The organism is Nostoc punctiforme PCC 73102 (assembly GCF_000020025.1).
GTDB lineage: Bacteria > Cyanobacteriota > Cyanobacteriia > Cyanobacteriales > Nostocaceae > Nostoc > Nostoc punctiforme.
The window spans coordinates 44,564-63,709 of record NC_010630.1; the positions used below are offsets into that span (position 1 = coordinate 44,564).

The 19,146-nt window shown below is 40.9% G+C and carries 17 protein-coding genes; 15 read left to right on the forward strand and 2 right to left on the reverse strand.

The annotated features are described in order from the left end of the window. Window positions 1-29 precede the first annotated feature (29 nt). The 14 genes from NPUN_RS36620 (at window position 30) to NPUN_RS38440 (ending at window position 10,055) form a co-directional block, all read left to right on the forward strand. The gene (locus tag NPUN_RS36620; protein WP_012412878.1) at window positions 30-296 is read left to right on the forward strand and encodes a hypothetical protein; all 267 of its coding nucleotides are present in this window, start codon (window positions 30-32) and stop codon (window positions 294-296) included. Window positions 297-303: 7 nt separating this feature from the next. Then, entirely contained in the window at window positions 304-483 is a 180-nt protein-coding gene (locus NPUN_RS36625; protein WP_012412879.1) for a hypothetical protein, read from the forward strand. A gap of 64 nt (window positions 484-547) precedes the next feature. Then, on the forward strand, window positions 548-973 hold the full coding sequence (locus tag NPUN_RS36630; protein WP_012412880.1) for a hypothetical protein: 426 nt from the start codon (window positions 548-550) through the stop codon (window positions 971-973). A 2-nt stretch (window positions 974-975) separates the two neighbouring features. Next, window positions 976-1,101: a hypothetical protein gene (locus NPUN_RS44385; protein WP_257797960.1), complete on the forward strand. Its 126-nt coding sequence runs from the start codon at window positions 976-978 to the stop codon at window positions 1,099-1,101. After that, complete coding sequence (locus NPUN_RS36635) at window positions 1,098-1,703, forward strand: hypothetical protein (protein ID WP_012412881.1); 606 nt, start codon at window positions 1,098-1,100, stop codon at window positions 1,701-1,703. The genes NPUN_RS44385 and NPUN_RS36635 overlap by 4 nt, the downstream gene beginning before the upstream one ends. A 54-nt stretch (window positions 1,704-1,757) precedes the next feature. Then, window positions 1,758-2,321, forward strand: coding sequence for a hypothetical protein (locus NPUN_RS36640; protein WP_012412882.1), 564 nt, complete (start codon window positions 1,758-1,760; stop codon window positions 2,319-2,321). A gap of 2 nt (window positions 2,322-2,323) precedes the next feature. Continuing rightward, window positions 2,324-2,782, forward strand: a complete 459-nt coding sequence (locus NPUN_RS36645; protein ID WP_041566750.1) for a hypothetical protein — start codon at window positions 2,324-2,326, stop codon at window positions 2,780-2,782. Next, entirely contained in the window at window positions 2,769-3,233 is a 465-nt protein-coding gene (locus NPUN_RS36650; protein WP_041566751.1) for a hypothetical protein, read from the forward strand. The genes NPUN_RS36645 and NPUN_RS36650 overlap by 14 nt, the downstream gene beginning before the upstream one ends. A gap of 55 nt (window positions 3,234-3,288) precedes the next feature. Then, window positions 3,289-3,417, forward strand: a complete 129-nt coding sequence (locus NPUN_RS44390; protein ID WP_272913990.1) for a hypothetical protein — start codon at window positions 3,289-3,291, stop codon at window positions 3,415-3,417. A 34-nt stretch (window positions 3,418-3,451) separates the two neighbouring features. Next, window positions 3,452-4,406, forward strand: a protein-coding gene (locus NPUN_RS39865) for an IS630 family transposase (protein ID WP_234711215.1) whose coding sequence is annotated in 2 segments (ribosomal slippage) — window positions 3,452-3,795 and window positions 3,794-4,406 — 957 coding nt in all. Because the reading frame shifts where the segments join, the coding sequence is not laid out codon by codon here. 124 nt (window positions 4,407-4,530) lie between these two features. Beyond that, window positions 4,531-5,526, forward strand: a complete 996-nt coding sequence (locus tag NPUN_RS42635; RefSeq protein WP_012412883.1) for a hypothetical protein — start codon at window positions 4,531-4,533, stop codon at window positions 5,524-5,526. Window positions 5,527-5,678: 152 nt separating this feature from the next. After that, a complete protein-coding gene (locus NPUN_RS36670) occupies window positions 5,679-5,906 on the forward strand; it encodes a hypothetical protein (RefSeq protein ID WP_041566754.1) in 228 nt (75 codons plus the stop codon). A gap of 189 nt (window positions 5,907-6,095) precedes the next feature. Beyond that, entirely contained in the window at window positions 6,096-6,980 is an 885-nt protein-coding gene (locus tag NPUN_RS36675; RefSeq protein ID WP_012412885.1) for a DUF928 domain-containing protein, read from the forward strand. 717 nt (window positions 6,981-7,697) lie between these two features. Next, window positions 7,698-10,055, forward strand: a complete 2,358-nt coding sequence (locus NPUN_RS38440) for a glycosyl hydrolase family 18 protein (RefSeq protein WP_012412886.1) — start codon at window positions 7,698-7,700, stop codon at window positions 10,053-10,055. A gap of 198 nt (window positions 10,056-10,253) precedes the next feature. Here the strand turns inward: NPUN_RS38440 and NPUN_RS36685 are convergent, their stop codons facing one another. Then, window positions 10,254-12,878: a CHAT domain-containing protein gene (locus tag NPUN_RS36685; protein ID WP_012412887.1), complete on the reverse strand. Its 2,625-nt coding sequence runs from the start codon at window positions 12,876-12,878 to the stop codon at window positions 10,254-10,256. Window positions 12,879-12,888: 10 nt separating this feature from the next. After that, on the reverse strand, window positions 12,889-18,444 hold the full coding sequence (locus tag NPUN_RS36690; RefSeq protein WP_012412888.1) for a beta strand repeat-containing protein: 5,556 nt from the start codon (window positions 18,442-18,444) through the stop codon (window positions 12,889-12,891). A gap of 290 nt (window positions 18,445-18,734) precedes the next feature. Between NPUN_RS36690 and NPUN_RS36695 the strand changes: the two genes are divergently transcribed. Further along, the gene (locus NPUN_RS36695; protein ID WP_012412889.1) at window positions 18,735-18,983 is read left to right on the forward strand and encodes a hypothetical protein; all 249 of its coding nucleotides are present in this window, start codon (window positions 18,735-18,737) and stop codon (window positions 18,981-18,983) included. Window positions 18,984-19,146 lie beyond the last annotated feature (163 nt).

The window sequence follows — 19,146 nt, forward strand, 5'->3', positions numbered from 1 at the left end:
CGTTCTTTAAAAGGTGGGAGTGAAAACTAATGCAAAATCTCACTCGCATCCATGATTCAACATTACTGACTCAATCGGGCGTTTATCAAATAGATAGAACTTTGTACCGATATCTAGAAAAAACAGGCACAGTTAAAGCACCACAGTATATCTTCCGTCCTCTTTCTGGAGAGAAGAAGAAGGCAGATATCAAGCTGAATGATAAAGCTTTAACTACTCGTTGTTATGTCGTAGAAGGCTTATCTACAAGCAGTTCTGTAATCAATCAACAATCACAGCAATTGTCATTATTTTGAAGTGAATATGAGTCGGCAATCATTACCCCAATTGGTTGTACAAGCCCAACAATTGCTCACACAAATTCCTCAACATCCACAATACCAAGCTTTGCAATTTGATTGTGATGTCAATTTGGGTGATGTAAATCAGTTTTTCAATACTTTGCAATCTGAATGTCAAATTAAAGGCGATCGCACCCACTAACGCCAATCAGTAATGCGAATCGCCAGCTAATAGCATCAGGTATCAATATAAAGGATCTTACAAGATGAGCGACAACATCTTCTTTGCAGCCCTGAACGCGCTAACCCTGAACGGATGCCCCTCGGAACTGGCACAGTCAGCCGCCTCCATTGTGGCTAATGATGATCCCTCGAAACCAGATTTAGGCAGAACCACTGAAGATCAGCAGATTATTCAAGAGACGCTGCCATATTTGCAGAATCAGACTTGGGACTCAACAGGAGCTTATGACAGCTATCAAACTATTGATGATACACCGCATCCCCTAGCTCACGGGCAGTTTTTAGCTAATTTAGGTGGGTTAGTCCCTGACAATCTGATTTTTGCACTGGCAGAAGGTGAGGATTACCCGTTTCAGGTAATGCAGGAATTGGGCATTAGCGAGGATGTGATTGAACGTGCTGAATCCATCCAATCCAGACTGGGTGAGATGAATTATTGGGGTGAATAGCTATGAAGGTTTTGATGAAATTGCTGATGCGAATCTTGCCAGATGAGGTGGTAGAAGAAATCAATGCTGTCAGTCTGGATGAGTTGGATAAACGAGGTTTAATTATTTGGGCAGAGGAGCAAACATGAGCAGAACAGTAAAACTCAAGCTGGATGCACCCGTCACATACGCTGCTTTACAGTCCTTAACGAACATCAGCCAAGAAACCATATTCCAAGCACTCGACGGCAACAAGACCGCCGCCGCAGAGGTGGCAGATTTCAGAATTAAGCAAACCCAACGCGCCCAAAATGCCAAGGCGGTATTCGGTAACTTAAACCAAGGGTTGCAGGCAACTGAAGCTGTTATGGCAGAAGAAACCCAGTTTCTCACCGCCGCAGGTACAAGCATCAACAAAATGGCTGATGGTTGGTCAAAGGTCAGAGTCAGCGATGCGCGTTTGGGCTATGGTCTACAGGAAAAAGTTATTGCATCTGACAACCAACTAGCCCAAGAACAGTTTCGGCATGGACGGACACTTAACCTGCTTGGTGAATCGCACCGTGCAACGCTCAGAGTGATTGAGATTGATGCTACCAAAGCACAATCTCAGGTTTGGCAGCAGGTAAAGGACAAACAGCAAGGACTTTCACCCGCAGACCGAGCCAAAGAAACACTAAAAGACATCCACAGACACGGTTCTAACGCCATGCGAGGGGTGAAAGGTTTCTTTAGACGGTTGATTGACTAACAAGTAAATTCCCAGGGGTGAACCCTGGGAATAACTCTTTACAAGGTTTGGCCAATGCTAACCAAAAATCAGAAAACGCCTATTTATTTTGATGCTGAGATTGTTGACGATTCGCCTACCTCCGTAACTGGGGATGAATACGACAGTGAACAGGTACAACAGGCGATCGCAGAAATTGACAGTTCTATCACTATATTTCGTGGTATTGCCCAAGGTGCTGTTTTAGCAGGTTTTCAACTCACGTCAACGCAATCTCTGTATCTGGCTGGCAGTGTGGGACTGTTCCCCGCCGTTATTGCTGGCTTACCAGTGGGTGCTTCTTTCGCTGCTACCCTCTGCTACTTACGCTTTGAAAATGGTTTGATTCCCAAAATTACCAATCGTCAAAAGTTGGCTATTGGTGTGACTCGCACCGCGATGCTGGCTGCTAGTTCTTGGAAGCTAACCGGGGATGCCCAACAGATGGACTTTATAGCCCGTGGCAGTTTTCAAGTATTTACTCAGCAGGTGAGAGAGTTTGAAGGTATTCCGCAACCTAGTCAAAATCATTTTGGCTTCTTGCTGGGTTTTTCCGTATGTGCAGCCCTAGCACTGTTTTTATTTTTACGTAAGAAGTGATAATGAAAGATGTTAAACCAGCAGAACTTAATCAACGCTCTTACAGCCTGCCACTGCGTTTAGATTTGGCTGTCAAACTGTCTGTGGTAGGTGCTGTAGTTTGTGCTATTGCTGCTCATATCGGTGATGGCATAGCCAAGAAAGAAATCTGTTTCTACCCAAAATCAGCCAGAATCCACGATGCACCCATTCAAGCTGGTGAAGGCAATCCAGAAAAACTATTGCTAGGTAAAAAGTATTGTCGCTATGAACAGCGATCGCAAATCCCAGAACCATATTTGAAGGCTAATCAGTACCGCACCAGCAACCCAAACTTTAACCCTTGGGCATTCCTCCAGCATGAAAGCTTGTACGTGTTCCGCGAACTGCCAGCCGACAACCCATTTAAGATTCATTTGGGTATTGCAGCGATCGCGTTCGGGGGGATGGGGTTATGGGGTGCTGGAGTTGATTTTAAATAGGGGTGACATTATCCCTGGCAAGCAAGAAAGGGAAGAGATTAAATCTAGATATCTTCAGATAAAACCCATATCCTATAAAAACTTACGTCCTATATTGATTGCTTCTCTGGGTGGTTTTGTTGTGGCACTGATGCCTAAATTATCAAAACAGTCTAATCCTGTTGCTGATGAAAAAACTTATCTGGATAGAGTTTTCGACTTGGAATTTGATTTGAGTGAGATAAGTCAACAATCAAAACACCAACAGCAATTAAGTGAAGTAGCCAACAAGGTTTTAGAATACTTCCAAAATGTGAAAAATAAAGTCCCAAAGACATTACGTGATTTAAAGAAAGCTGACAGACTTACCAGTTACTCAGAACAAGAATTAATTGCTGGTTTAAAGGAATTAATCCAATTCGAGAAGCTCAACACTGGTGAAAACAATACTTATTTCTTACCTAATTGGTAAAGTATCTGCGGTAGTGCCGTAAATTTTAGAGGCTGTATCAAGTGGTTTATTGTTTTTGTACGGCATACGCTCAAATTACGGCAATCCTCATGCTGAAGGCATCTTAGCCTACGGCATAGTTACGGAACATTGGACACTTACGGCAGATATAGCGGTTCCCGGTCTACTGAGGTACATCGGTTAAATAAATAAGGTTGTGTATCTAAACAAGTATAGAAATGAAAGCATACTCGCTCGACTTACGTCAGAAGATAGTTAATACATACTTAGAAGGTGGAATATCACAACGTCATCTAGCTAAAAGATTTGGAGTAGCTTTAAGCTTTATTGAAAAATTACTTAAACAATATCAAGAAACAGGAAATATAGCTCCTAAAATCAGGATACAACAAACTCCACCAAAGTTAAATGAACAGCAATTGAATGTTCTGAAAGAAATTGTGGAAACAAATAATGATGCTACGTTATCAGAGATTCGTAACGAGTTAGAAAAAAAGACAGGGGTTCTGATTGGTCGTTCAACAGTAGATAGAATGTTGCAAACGCTGGAAATTAGAGTAAAAAAAAACATTGCACCCCTCTGAGAAAGAAACAGAAAGAGTTCAATTATTAAGAGTAAAATTCTGGCTCCAAATTCAAGCTATATCTGCTGTAAACCTTGTATTTATTGACGAATCAGGCGTAAATATATCTTTAATCAGAAAATTTGCTCGTGCCTCAAAGGGTAAAAGAGCGTATGGGTCTCGTCCTCAAAAGCGTAGTCAGAATGTCTCTATAATTGGTGCAATTGGGATCAAAGGTGTCATTAGTAAATATAGTCTTGTCGGTGCAACCAACGGGCTGACATTTGAAGCTTTTATTTCTCAAAAATTAGTCCCACAACTTTGGGAAGGTGCTTATGTCGTGATGGACAATTGTTCCGTTCATAAAGGTAAAGAAATTGAAAAGTTAATTGAAGCAGCAGGAGCTAAATTAATTTATTTACCTCCATATTCTCCTGATTTTTCACCAATCGAAAATTGCTGGTCAAAGATTAAAAGTATACTACGTTCTTTGGGTGCTAGAAATTATCCAGATTTAGCAAAAGCGATTGAAACAGCTTTTAATAAAGTTTCTTTAAATGATATTCGCAATTGGTTTATCCATTGTTGCTACTGTACCTCACTAGACTAGTAAACGCTATATCCAGTATTAATTAGTTTTAGATAGAATCCATATTTATATACATTAATTTCTGTACATATTACTATATTTAATCGTTAGAAATGCTCAATCAATTTCATTAAATGAGGCATCAATGATGACAGGTTTTATCCAATTTCGCCAAAACAACTTTTTTGCACTTGAAAGTCTAGCTCAAAATTTAAAATTCACACTTCAAGAAGTAGCAAGACTGGAGAAAGATAACAAATATTTATTTGTACAAGCGGAAGCGACAATGGTTTACAGTCTTGTAAAAAATGCTGCTAGCTCCATCAATCATTTAGTACGTATAAATTTAGATTGTGAAAAAAAAGCTATTGCAGTAATAAAAACTGTAGCTAATTATCTACATACTGCCTATATTCGAGTCTGCAAATATACTGGTTATATTGCACATAAACTAGAACAGCTATTGCATGAAGCATTTAATCTGTTACCTTCAGGTATGACATTACAGCCTGAACTTTTTGCCCCCAATGAAATCAATACTGTTAGAGAAAACAAAACTCCCCTTCTTGGTGTTATTGCCAATTGGTTTAAAGATAATGCTCAACGCTGGGCTTTTCAACAGCAACAAAAATTAGATAAACAGTATTTCGATTATACCAACAATGGTAAACAAAAGCCTCCAGTTGCAGTGCAGCTATGTCTTGATTTAGAAAGTGTTACTCCTGCCCCGCCTGTTGATTCACCTGAAGTTATTGCTCAAAAACTCGCTGCTTATGGTTATGTGAAATTGGAAGTCGAGAGTGAAACTAGACCTGACAGTTCTTGGAGTAGAGGAGATCGCCTAAAAAGCAGTGGGTGTTCTGGGACAATCGCCGACGTTAAGGGTAATAAAGCCAAAATAGATTGGGATAACGGATATTCAGAAGTTTATACCTTTGAGCAAATACACCTTTACGGTTATCAAAAGGTGGAAGCGCCGAAAAATCACACTTTTACTATCGACAATATCAAAAATTTAACCCTACGGGCTGCGCGAAAACTTGCCAGTGAGTTGGGACTGCCTCAAAAAATGAATGGGCAGGATTTGAGAAAGGAGGTGCTGATTGCTTCTCTGCTACACTGGCGGCAGCAGCAAGCGTGACGTTGTTACTATTGTCCGAAATTCTATCCTTAGTAATAGGTTTATATGCAGACAATCTGGTGTTATAAATGCTGTGACTATAAAGCCCATCAAGAAAATGTTTGTTCTTGCTGTGGCAGAGTTAGGGAGTCTGCCACAGCAAGATGTCTACAATGAATGCTAAGATCCCATCTAAAAATTATCGCTGGATAGTAAGTGGCATTTACGAAAATAATGTAAGTTACTATCTTGATGTCAGAAATCATTGGATTTTAGATAAGGAACAAGCGCACCAGTTCACTGATAAACGCCAAGCTTTAGAAGCCTTTGAAACTGTAGAAAGACCCTTTGATGATTTTTACCCTAATGTGCTTCAGATTGAAGAAGGTGAAGCGTTTTAATCAATGGGGTTAGGACAGTAGCAAGTGTCCTTAAATAGCCGCCATTAACGGACAGTTAGCCATAGCCCAAATGAATGCTTAACTGCTAAGATGCAAAGATAACAAGCACGATGGATCTAGAGAATACCCTACACCAAGCAAAATTTGTTCTCTCTTGGATACGATTAAAAAAACACAAAGCTCATTATAATGACTTATAAATATAAGCTAAAACTATACATTGTTAAGCCGATGAAATGGCTCTTAGCAATTGCTGTGACTTTAAGCAGCACCACTCAATATCCAGTACAAGTAATAGCCCAAACAAAACAACCACCAACTACTAAGCAGCCTGTACAACCAGTTAAGACACCTGCTTCACCTCAACAACGTACCTCGCAACCAGTTTTTGTTTGGCCAAAAACACCTGCTCTAAGTCCTATATCTGGACGTAGAGTAGGAATGGGTAGTCGGGATAATTGTCCTGCGGTTGCAACTGCACTCACTGCTTTAGTACCATTGCAAGAGGCACAAAATGTTGGCAAACAGAGAGACGCATCAGTTATAGGGATTGTAGAGGGGCTAACCATCTCTGAAAGACCTACATTTTGGTTTTACGTTCCCTACACACGGGATTTAGCTGACTCAAGTGCTGAATTTATCTTACAGGACAGTGCAGAAACGAATATTTATGAAAAAGCGATCGCACTACCGTCGCAGCCTGGTGTCATTGGTATTTCTCTTCCTGATAATGTTGCATCCTTAGAAGTAGGTAAAACATATCGCTGGTATTTAAAAGTTCGCTGCAACCAGAGAACAGCCAGCGTTCCTATATATGTTGAAGGAGACATTCAAAGAATCAATTTAGATTCTCGTGTGATGCAGCAATTGCAAACAACAACCGATCCCCAAGAAAAGATTGTTATTTATGCCAAAGAAGGTATTTGGTTCGACGCTTTAACTATGCTGGCAAAACTACGCCTTGCTAATTCTAATGATGCATCTGTTAAAAAACATTGGCAAACTTTATTGCAATCTGTCAGTCTGGATAATATTGCTACAGATCCTCTAGTGAATTCATCAAATGGCCAGTAATTTACAGCAGAATTTAGGTGTTTTTATACATAATCTTAGCGATCGCTTTTTTGTAAGTATCTAAAAGTTCTTTATCTTCTGCTGTCATTAGCCTCGATCTACTTCTTGGATATGATTAATACTCTCGAATTCCGACGTTGATCTACAGTCCCTCCTATATTTGCGATTAATCCGACTCTGTTGGCGAATTGCGATCGCTTCCTCAAAGCTTTGAGATGTCCTAGCTCCTCACCCCAGAAATTGAAACACAACTATCTTAAGAAAGATAAATTAGGTTAAAACCCTCTTCCCTCCTGCTACCCGACCACGGTGATGCCTAGCTTGAAAATACTACTTCGACCAATATCGATGTAGATACCTCAATACCCTAATTCCCCCTGCTCCCTGCCCCCTGCCCATTTTCATGCTTGGCTGTGAAATTTTTTCATCGGGACTGCCTCCTGCCTCCTGCCTCATCCCAACTACAAATATTTACTCGGTTTTACTTACTTTGGTTCATTCTGTAAGCGATTTACAGATATTTTTGGCAATTTTTATCACACCAGTGAATACCTTCATCTTATTCATACCTATAAAAATATAGGAGCCAAGCTTCTTAATGCTTAACTTAATGAAATTAAGAAACCTTGGATTTTAGCAAATAGGGAACAGAGAGAATCTTGCAAGGGATCTTTCAAGTTTTACAGTATCAATTTTCAATTTTTGGGAGTATTGTTTATGTCCAATCGCTTTTCTCGACGCAAATTTGTCAAATTTGCAGGTGGTGTCATAGCTGGAAGCGCAGCAGTAGGAAGTGCGCCTTTAGTTAACTTGCTTGCAGCTAATGCCCAAAGCTCTACAGGATATAAAGTTGTTGGTTATTTTGAAAACTGGTCTCAATACCGGCAAGGAGGCGGAAAGTTTTTGCCAGCACAGATTGATCCATCACTGTATACACACATAAACTTTGCTTTTGGCATTTTCGGCTATATCACCAAAGGCATTGCGCCAAATAACCCGCGCCTTACTGGTGACTATAGAATCCAACCCATAGAGTGGAACGATCAGACGGTACTGTACCCAGAAATCCAAAAACTGAAGCTAAAGAACCCTAATCTTAAGACTTTATTATCAATTGGTGGATGGGGCTTTAATGACCCCCAAGATCCGATTCAAATAGGCACTTATACTTATAATCTTTTCAGCCAAATGGCAGCTTCGGCAGCAGGCAGGCAACAGTTTATTTATTCTGCGCTCGAATATGCTCAAAAATATAAATTCGATGGAATTGACCTAGATTGGGAATATCCTGGTTATCAAGGTAGAGGAGGTAGACCAGAAGATTTCGCAAATTTCCTTGCTCTAGTCCGAGAGTTCCGTACTGCCATCTCTGGAAGAAACTTTCTTTTAACGATCGCCTCATCTGCCATAGTCCCATCAGGCGTACCAGATCAATATCGCTCCAATCCAGGATCTTACTTTCAATGGCTGGCTCAGTGTGCCCAATATTTGGATTGGCTCAACGTCATGTCCTACGACTATCATGGTGCATTTCCTGACGATAAAGTAACAGGGATGAACGCACCCCTACCCCAAGACTCTACGCCCAAAGGGCCATTCAGCGTCAAAAATACTATCGAAGCCTACTTAGCAGCAGGGATTCCCAATAGCAAAATCGTTATGGGTATACCAACTTACGGTCGGACGTTCAAGGTATCCAGCCCACTGAGTTTAACCGATAATGGCCCAGGAAAGTCTTATAGTAGTGTCGGCCCTGCGGGAATATCAACTGTGACTCCAGGAGTTCTCTCATACTACGAGATTCAAAACCGGATCTCAAGCGGTTCTCTAACACGACGGTGGCATGAACCAACTCTGACTCCCTACGCCTACAATAGCCAAACTAGTGAGTGGGTGAGCTATGACGATACTGAGTCAATCGGTTATAAAACCAGTTACTTGATTGAGAAAAAACTGGGTGGCGCGATGATTTGGGCGATCGGTCTAGACCAATTTCAAAGCGGTTTTCCTCTGATTAAAAGGGTAAAATCTATTTTAGATAATCCTGCATTAAGGCCAAAGTTGCCGTCTTACTTTGTGTCTGGTGGACGCAGATATAACCAATACTCCTTTTTATGTACCCATAATTCTTTTGCTAATTCTGACGAGAATTGGACTGCCGCTAACCAATTTAACACTATTACTAAGCAACTCAATGACGGTGTTAGGGCACTTATGCTTGATATATATAATGCTGAGTTCGATTCTCTATTAGGAGGAAAAGGTGTATATCTACTCCATAACTTTAATCCAAACGCTTCATTCCCGGGAATAAATTACGCTTTGCCTTTAAAACACCTGTATGATGCTTTAAATGAAGTAGTAGCTTTTCTCAAAAATAATCGCAACGAAGTAGTAACTATTTTCTTGGAAGATTACGTTTACCCTGACACTAATAAGTTAAAGGAAGAACTTGACAAAGTTACAGGCTTGAAAGAGTTAATCTACGATCCGGATAACAATCCAAATTGGAGCGTCCGAGTTACAGGAGAATGGCCTTTACTATCCGAAATGATCGAATGGAATAAACGCTTAATTATTTTCAGCGATAAAAACCACAATAATTTAACTACAAAAATTGGAGTAGCTTACGATCGCAATTACATACTACAAAATTTTTGGAGTCTTGGAGTTGGTGGTACTGATTGGGATTGCCAGTCAAGATGGCGTGACGGATATCATTATCAAATAGTGCCAGAAGGAACGCCATATAGCCAGTGGAGATATGCAGATCCCCAATTACATCCTAAAGTTGTGGAGAAAAAATCAGCATTATTCCTTTTTAACCATTTTAGAGATACCCCTACTAGGATAACCGCAGCACTTGATAACACCTATGACAAAATCATGGACAGAATCGAGAATCGTTGTTGTAATTCAGCATTTCTGCCTAAAGAAAAGACAACAAAGCAACTGCCAAATTTTGTAGCTGTTGATTTTTGGCAAGAGCCAGTTTTATACAATAATAAAGCTGCTAATGTTGTCCAAGAACTAAATAGAAGATGGGAAAATAAACTGGGATGCGCTAATCGATAATCCAGCAGATTGCAAGTTTATTAAGTACAGTGACAGCAGTGAATAAACCAGTTTTTTAGATGTTTAGGGTTGGCTAAATCAAATGCAGTAGCAATTACAGCAGATTCAAATTAATGAAGTATATTATTTAGTTTTGATAGCTAGGCTCTGAGCCTATTTTCATTCAGAATTCATAATTCTGAATTCTGCTGTAAATCTCTACAACCAATTGCCAACTAAAACATAGGGTGCCCAATATCTAGGACGAGTATATTCAGAACCAGACAGTAGTTTTAGTTGAGCAAGACGTAGAGCTTCTGCTGTAGTTTTACCAGTCATTAATTGACGATAAAATTCATCAATAAACAAAGCTGTGGAGTTATCGCCAATTTGCCACAAGGATGCTAAAGTACTCCGCGCACCAGCGCGCAGAGCAACTCCTGCTAATCCTAATGCAGCTCGGTTATCTCCTGTTGCTGTTTCGCAAGCACTCAAAACAAGTAATTCAATTGGCTCTGCGCGTTTTTGCCCTCTACTTTTGAGCAAGCTGTCTAATTCACTGACATTGATGCGTCTATCAGCTGCTAGGATGAAAGTGTCTTTGGCTTTAGAGCTAAATTGCCCGTGAGTTGCTAAGTGAACAACTCTAAAAGGTTGAGCGTTAATAGTTTCTTCTAACGTTGCACTATTAAAATTTCCATCCAATAATGTGATTTTTGACACACCCAATCTTTGAATTAATTGCAGTTCAACTTTAACGTTAGGAAGTGGTGCAAAGTTTTCATTTTTGGGTGGTTGCGATAGTCCTCCAGCCAGAGCATTTAATTTGTGCTGTGCTAGAGGTTTGGGTGTAAATAGTTGTAGTCCTGGAGTAACAGCTACAGAGTATTTTTGCACTAAATACTCTTTGCCATCATACAATGCAGACATCGGGATATTTCGCAACAAACCATCTGGAATAAAGACTAAAGTATTTACTTTCCTCTTTTTGAGGTCTGTTTCCACTGGTTTTATTAACCACTCATAAAGCTGTTGAGAAAGTACTTGAAATTGCCGATTAGCATCGGGTTCCACTATTGTCTCTCGCATTTTTATAATGACTTGCTCTATTTCCTGACGGTTGACTACAAAAGTTTTATGTATCAACGGTTGATTGGGAAGTTTGACAATAATTTCTAAATGTTTATCTAGGATAATCGGATAGAAAATAGCAGTATCCGGGTTGTCACGGTTTACCACATTGTCTAACGCCACAAATTGGTTATTTAAGCAAGCTTCTCGGAAAAAATTGTCCAGTTCTGCTAATTGTAAAGCTTCAATTCGCTGACGTGCTTTATCTAAATCGGGCTTTCCTTGTCCTTTCTCTTGTAAAAGCAACTCTACAGACTGGCGATAAATCGGCTCTATGCGATCACGAAAATTAAATTGTACCTCTCGGTCAACTGCAACTAAATCACTACGAAGTAACTGTAGCCTTGCTACTGCTGCATCGTAAGCAGATATCGCTTCTGGGATATTTCCTTGTGCTTTGAGCAAGCGTCCTAACTGCCACTCCCAGCGATAAGCTATATCTGAGGCATCGATTTTTTGCGCTAGAAACAAGGCTTGCTGTGTCAAATCCTGCGCGTCTTGCCATTGATGGTTCTGCTCGTAAACTTCTCCTAAGCTGCCTAATGCATAGGATTCGGCGCGTTCATCGCCTATGATTTTAGCTTGTTGAACGCTGCTGGCTAGAATCTCTGCAATGTCTTTTTTATAAGCAATTTTAGTCAAAGTCTGAGCAAAATTGATCCTCGCATAAATACCAGCTTGATTTGTCGGTAAACTAGCTAATTGAGATTGGATTATAGGTATTAATGTTTTCGCTGCTGTTATTTGTTCTTTCTCAACCAGTAAGCTAAGTTGATTGATTTGAGCTTGCACTTTGGGAAGTGGGTTAGGCGCAATTTTGGCAGCATTTTCATAATGGATAATAGCATCTTTGATATTACTTAACGATCTCGCAGTATTACCGAGGCTAAATTCCGTCAAACTAATTTCTAGAGGTAGTTGCAGATGTTGAGCAATTTCTAAGGTTTGTTGTAAAATTTTCTGAGATGACTCTATTTCGCCTAATTGTTGTAAGACGTTACCAAGCGATCGCAAAGCTGTTACTTTTAGAAGTGAGTCAGGTTGAGCTTTTAACTGTTCGGATACTTCCTGCAATATATCCCGGCTACGACGGTAAAAACCAGAAACTCGTAAAGCTTGTGCTTGGTCGATCCGGCTGCGCGTTACTCCAGCATTGTCACCTAATTTTTTCCAGATTTGCTCTGCTTGCTGTGATGTTTTCACAGATGCATCAGTTTGTCCCTGTGCCAGTTGCAGTTCGCCCTGAATATTCAGAGTTTGTGCCAGAATTTCCCACAATTGAGACTTTGGATTGTTGACATTTAACGTTTGATTTTTCTCATCCCAGCCCAGCAAATTTAAGCTAGTGTCAATCGTTGCATCAGCTTTTTTCCACGAACCGATTTGCTGGTATACAAGGGAGAGGTTAGTCAGTGCTGCGGCTTGGGCAAGGTTATTGCTTTCTGCTTGAGAAATACGGACAGCTTGTTGTAAAACAGTTACCGCTTCAGTAAAGCGCCCAGCTTGATAAAGTGCTTCTCCTTGCTCAAGAAGTTGCTGTGATGTTGTCGCTGGGGGTTTATTGGTTTGGATGTGAAACTCGTCTGGTAAATTTGTCTGGATTGGTTTGGCAAATGTGCTGGGGATAATAATCAAAAAAATAGCAAGAGTAAACAAGATTACAGGATTTACCGCAAATTTAACTACTCGCTTTGCCAGCTGAAGTTTTTGCATATTTCATACCTTACCGAGATACAGGACAGGAAGCAGGTGTTTGCCAAAGGCTGTGAGGGTTGAATTGAGGAACTTCTGCTACTAGCTGTAAGTTTCCTTTACTATCAACTAGCCAACCAGAAGCTTCTACAATTGGAGTTGCAGCAGTAATTTGAGAACTACTTGAAACTGCTGTTGGTTGCACCTGAGTCGTTGTGTTTGCGAAGTTTTCTGGTTTTGCTCTCAATCTGACCCACGCAGATACAGTACTAGAATCTTGTAAAGGCTCAGTAGGATTGATGGGTAGTCCACTGCGTCCTGTTGCCACAAAAGTATTTTGGAATTGTCGAGTTCCAGGCGTGCAGGCATTGGAAATTTGGTTAGAAGCATCAACCAGATTGATTGGGAGTTGGACTAAGCCGTTAGTGGGGTCTATATCTGGTGGAGTAATGTCTACATTGCCGCTTAAATCAGGAGTTGCTCCTTTTGCGCTAATGTCACTTGTGTTAGGGGACGGCTCTTTCCTGGACTGGATACCAAAAATTCCCGCAGCATTCTTAATGGTGACATTCCCACCACGGAAGTTTTCCGAATCAGCGCGGATGTCGCTGTTTTCTGATGGTACGGCGATAATGAAGCCATTTTTGGCATCAATAGTTATGTTACCGCCAGTTATATCGTTTCCACTAGCGTTAGTCGTAATGCTGCTACCTCGACGTAATAATAAAAAAGGTGAGTTGAGAAAGATATTTCCCCCACCTCCGGTAGTATCAGCGCGAATTTTTCCTTGGTTGTCTAAAAGAATAGAGTCTGCGTTAACTGTTAATGCACCGGCTTCTCCCGAACCGACACTGCTGACTGTGACTTGTGCCCCATCCCGCACTGTTAACTTTCGTGTATCAAGAGTTAAATCGCCTCCTCTACCCCTACCTGTAGTTTCAGCCGAGATAATAGAACCATTGCCACGGATGGCGATAGACTCAGGAGCCTTGACCGTTAGCGTACCACCTTTACCACTATTTAACGTCGATGCTGATATTTGGGCACCATCTTCTAAATTAACTAGCAAGTTCTGCTCATTATTAAGGGGTTGAATAGTTAGGTTTCCAGCGTTTGCGGAACTGAGTGTTTGAGCAAATAGTCCGCTATTGGCACTGAGTTGCATTTCTCGAACATTTACTGTAATGTCACCAGCATCACCACTACCAGAGGTCGAAGTCAGTAGTCTGCCGCCTGTTGTTGTTTGAAAAAGATTTGCATTGACTGTAATGTTACCTCCTTGAGAATCAGTCTGAGTTGTAGCATCTAAAACAGCATTATCAACTACCCTCAGATTGGCTGTTGTCAGGTTGATGTTCCCACCTTGACCAATTTCAGCAGAGTTTGTATTCCTCAATAAACTATTTTCGCCACCACTACTTGAGCGTAAAGCGCTACCAGTACCAGAGATATTAACTTGTTTGGTTGCATTGACAGTAATTTCTCCAGCCTTTCCCAGTCCTAGTGTCTGCGTTTGTACAATTCCGCCGTTTGTGACATCCAGGAAACGAGTTTGCAAGTTAATCTTGCCACTATCACCCCTCGCTTCTCCTGCTACTCCGCTTAATATTGAGCCATTGTCAACTAGGATGGAATCAGCTTTGATAGAGATGTCACCTGCATTGCTACCTTGTCCGAATGTTGTGGTGGCGATCGCTCCTCCATCTTTAATGATTAATTGCCCGGTTTTGATGGTCAAGTTGCCAGCATTGCCAGTAGAATCAATGGTTGCTTGAGTAAACACGCCGCTGGGAAAGACTGTTCCAGCAGCAGGTTCTTGTTCAATATTACCAGTGGGGATAAAACCGCCAAGGAATGTATTGGGTGGAATTCCTGCTAATCCTAAATCTTGACCCAGTTCAAAAATACTTCGGGGACTTTCAGTTGTTGCTCCACTTAACTCTAAAAATTTGGATGTTACCAAAGTGATATTTCCACCTTGCCCATTACTATGTGTGGAAGCAGATACTTGTGCGCCACTTTTGAAAGAAATGGAAGGAGCGGTAATCTCAATGTCCCCGCCCTTACCAGAGCCAAAGGTATCGCTAGAGATAACGGTGTTGTCCAAAATTAAAGGTGCATCACTGATAATAGTAATGTTTCCTGAACCTAACCCCCCGGTGGAGTTAATTGAAGAGCTACCTGGAACCAGCTTGAATTGATTAGTGTTGCTATCAAATTCCCCACGGCTCAAAAGCTGGATGTTATTGGTTGCGAAAAGGCTAATATTGCCCCCATTTCCCTCTGGTTTAGAATTAGAGAAAGAAAAAGAGGATAAAGGCCCAGCGGAAATGCTGCCGTTGACAGCTTTAATAGTAATTACACCTCCATTTTTAACCGAACCATTAAACGAAGCTGAGCGAGATTCCACATCACCCGTAGAAATATTTCCGTTATTAGTATTAAGGCTAATATTGCCTCCATTGCCCGCTTGCTCATCCCCACCAAACGAGAAAGAGTACAAACCACTAGTGGAAATGTTCCCGTTGGTGGTATTGAGGCTAATATTGCCCCCATTTCCCGCTGTATAACCAGCACCTGAAGTAGAGAATAAAGAACCAGCGATGGTGATACCATTATTAGCCTTAAGGTCAATATTGCCCGCATTTCCTGCTAGATTAAGATCGCCGTTACCACTTGAAGAATCCAAAGAAATAGGTGAGGAAGAGTCCAAAACGCCAGTGATGTTGATGCTGTTACCAGCTTCAAGGGTAATTGCACCACCATTTCCTGCAATATAATTAGATGATTCCGAGGTAGAATCCAAACCATCAGCAATGTTGATATTGTTGCCAGCTTTAAGGGTAATTGCACCCCCATTTCCTGCTGTGTGATTAGAGTCTGAGGAAGAGTCGAACCTACCAGTAATGTTGATGTCGTTGGCAGCTTTTAGGCTAATATTGCCCCCATTTCCCGCTGTGCCATCATCCTCATCATAATTGAAATAAAGCGAGTAAGAGTACATACTACCAGTGCTAATGCTGCCATTGGTGGCTTCAAGAGCGATCGCTCCTCCGTTGGTGTTATTAGAGTCAGGAGCTTGTTGTCCATTACTGCTGATGAGTTGAGTATTCACATCCCCTGATGCTGCCAAAAGACTAACTATACCCCCAATCCCATTAAACGGTTGTAATACAACATCTCCACCTATCGTAATTCCAGGAGGTACATTGCCAGTACCGTAAGTAGGTATTGAGCCAGAATTAACACCCCCGTAAGCTAGATTCGACTGTCCCGAACGTAGAATTAACGCTGAACGAGTACTAAGGGTTTCTGTATCTGCTCCTATAGGAAAAGAAGTGATATTATCTGGTCTAGTAATATTGATGTCACCTTGGAAGCGAATATCACCTGTGGCTTCAACTAATAGCGAGGCTCCTACATAATTGGCAGCAACATCAACATTGCTATTAGCACTGATAATTGAGCCATATTTACTAATAAAAGTGGCTAACCCTCCGGAGCCGCTACGAATCAAAACACTATCATCACTCTGAAAGTTACCATTGTCAGCAATTATTTGATCGGCAAGAAAAGTTAGATTACCGCCACTTATAGAACCGATCTTAATGTTGCCATTGGCTGTTATGAGGCTAATATCTCCTCCATTTCTGGCTACGCTATCAGTAGCAAGAGAGTTAGAGTCCAAATTACTGGCGGCAATGTTACCGTTAAAAGCAATAATATCAATTGCACCCCCATCTCCTGCTATCTCACCACTGGAAAATGAGTATAAACTGCTTGTAGAAACGTTATTTTTAGAGGTAGATAGAGTAATCGCACCACCCTGACCTGCACTACCAAAATTAGCTTGTGAATTAGAATTCAAATTGCCACTGATATTGATGCCATTGGTAGATTCAAGAGTAATTGCTCCACCATTTCTGGCATTGCCAAACTCAGAGAGTGAGTCCGAACTCAAATTTTGTGCTTCAATCTTACCGTTGGTAGTGCTAATGGTAACTATGCCTCCATTGGCTGCATTACCAACATTGTTAAGAGAAGAGGAGGATAAATCATCTTCAATATTGATGTCATCGGCAGCTTTAAGGCTAATTGCACCACCATTTCCGCCATTGCCAGAGCTAGAAAAGGAAGAAGAATTTATATTATAAATATAAATACCTTCAGAGGATTGAAGAGTAATTGCACCACCATTTCCGGCATTGCCAGAGCTAGAAAAGGAAGAAGAATTTATATTATCAGTATAAATACTAGCTTCAGAGGATTGAAGAATAATTGCACCACCATTTCCGGCATTGCCAGATTCAGAGTATGAGTAAGAGAGCAAATCATCTGTTTGAATATTGCCATTGGCAGTTAAAGCGATCGCGCCCCCCTGACCTGCACTGGCAAAACGAGAATCCGAAGAAGAGTCTAAATCGCCAGTGGTAATGTCCTTAGCAGATTCAAGGCTGATGTTGCCCCCATTTGCCGTACTGCCAGATTCAGAGTATGAGTAAGACAATAAATCATCTGTTTGAATATTGCCATTGGCAGTTAAAGCGATCGCGCCCCCCTGACCTGCACTGGCAAAACGAGAATCCGAAGAAGAGTCTAAATCGCCAGTGGTAATGTCCTTAGCAGATTCAAGGCTGATGTTGCCCCCATTTGCCGTACTGCCAGATTCAGAGTATGAGTAAGACAATAAATCATCTGTTTTAATACTACCGTTAGCAGTTAAAGCGATCGCGCCACCATTGTTAGCCCCATTTCTAGTATCTAGAGTTTGAGTAACAATTGCTCCACCACTTTTAATTTCAATTGCGCCACCATTAATAGTAATTGCTTCGGTAGTGACATCCCCTGTTGTCGTTGTTAAGCTAACTTTTCCTATGAACTCATCATTGATTGGGTTTAAGGTAAGGTCTGTTTTTAAGTTTATTTCTTGATTGCCAATAAGTGTGATATTTCTACCTGCTTGTAGCTGTCCTTGCAAATCAAGTTTGTCTGCTACTAGTGTCAGGTCTTGCTGGGGTGCTAAATTTCCGCTATTGGTAATAGTTGCCCCTGCCTGACTTGCTCCATACTGCAATCCAGGCGTAATATTTATCGTCAGTAATGGTGGTGCTTGAGGATTAGTAGCACTAAATTCACTCCCATCAGGAAACTTAAAACTCTTTGCGGTAGTTGCAGAAAAGGAGCCACCAATATCTAACCGAGCATTCTGACCAAAAACAATACCATTGGGATTAAGTAGGAATAAGTTTGCTGTACCGTTAGCGCGAATTAAGCCATCAATATTAGAAATTGAATTACCCGTTACTCGTGTCAGAATGTTTTGAATATCTAGTGGATTATTGAAGAAAGCTGTACTGCCATTAGGAACAGAGAATTCCTCAAAACTGTGGAACAGATTAGCGCCTCTTGTGGTTCCACCCTGAATATTGATGGTATTACCCTCTAATCTGACATTGGAATTATTTGGGAGAGTCCCATCTGGAGTGATTTGGGCAACTGAGCTATTTGCATACAAGGCGATGACCGCACTTCCAATGGCAATTTCTAGACCTTGCAACCAGTCTAGACGTGCAGTTCTAATAGGCATTGCACTCTCCTATAAAAATAAATTATCTTGAAATGCTCAATTAAGAGTATGGGTGTCAGCACAATTAGCTGATACGTAAGTGAGCATACTAGCAGATTCGCACTCCTGAATCAAGTGAATAAAATCAACTCACTGCTACCAATTAAAAATTAGGAAGGTTAGCAAAGCTCAAAAAGTCTGATTTGTAACAGTGAATCAAATTAGCTCACTGCTACTAATTAAGAATCAGATTCGAGGCAAACAAGCTTATTTTCAGTTCAAAATTACATTTGAAATTAAGGAGAAAAATAATGTCTAACATCAATATAGGGGACGACTTGTTTAGAGCTATAAAAGGTATTGCTAGTAATATTGATCCATCTGGATTAGTGAAAGCAGCCGATGGTATTGCCACTATTGCAAGTGGTGCACTCAAGCTAGCAACTGGCGAGGAAGATGCTTTGACAGACATTACAAATGGGGCTGGCAAAGTTATAACTGGAACAGGTACACTTTGTGGCTTTATCAAATCAAATAGCGATAGTGATGATAGTGAATAAACTCATGTCACTGCTACGAATTAAAAATTAGGAAGGTTAGCAAAGCTCAAAAGCTCTGATTCCTAACAGTGAATAAAATCAAATCACTGCTACTAATTAAGAATCAGAGTCAAGGCAAACAAGCTTACAGCATCTAAGTAAGCTTTACTACTCATAATATCTT